1 protein-coding gene is annotated in these 721 nt (G+C 47.9%); it reads right to left on the reverse strand.

From position 1 onward, the window contains the following. On the reverse strand, positions 1–721 hold a 721-nt coding region (locus OCH80_RS10165), incomplete at both ends, for an RNA-guided endonuclease InsQ/TnpB family protein (protein WP_404540651.1).

The raw sequence follows: 721 nt of genomic DNA on the forward strand, positions 1-721 counted from the left end.
TGGATTGACCTTGATGAGGATCTTTCCGTACTTCTTGCACTTGTATTCCAGCATGTCACGAAATCTGCCCCAGCTTTGACGCAGAATTGAGCGGGCAAGGTGGTGATTCTTCGTCATGTTCTTGATCTTTAAATCCTCAATGACGATGACGTCGTATTCCTTCACAAGCTGATCCGTGATCTTGTGCAGATAGTCATCGCGCTGATTCGTGATGCGGCTCATATAGCGGTTCTTGGCGACATTGGCTTTCTGCCAGTTGCGATAGTCAGACAGGCTTTTTGCGCCAAGAACCTTTTTGCTGGCGTCCTGCTGCGACTTAACCAAAGCCAAATGACGGCGCTTGGATGACTTGCCAGTATATGACTGCTTGGCGCTATGCTTTGAGTGGAAGCGGGGCTTGCGTCTTGTTCCGGCAAAGAATGCCTCCCAGGCATCGCTGATGTTCTTGGTCACGATTTGGAAGCTGGAGCTGTCGCTTGCCTTGAGGAATGGATATTCGTTCTTCAAGGCGGGAAGCAGATTGTTAAGATCAAATTCCGTTAACAATTTTGATTTCTTGTTGTTCTTGTAGCGTTCCTGATAGAGGCTGACAAGCTGATTCCAGAGGAAGCGGTCATTGCCAAAGAACTGTCTAAGTTTGGCTTGTTGTACGAGAGTCGGGTACAATCTGATTTTTACTCCATATTCCGGCAGATCTGACTTGCGCTTGCGTATTGCCATG

This window comes from Lactobacillus sp. 23-2 (assembly GCF_044902225.1).
Classification (GTDB): domain Bacteria; phylum Bacillota; class Bacilli; order Lactobacillales; family Lactobacillaceae; genus Lactobacillus; species Lactobacillus absianus.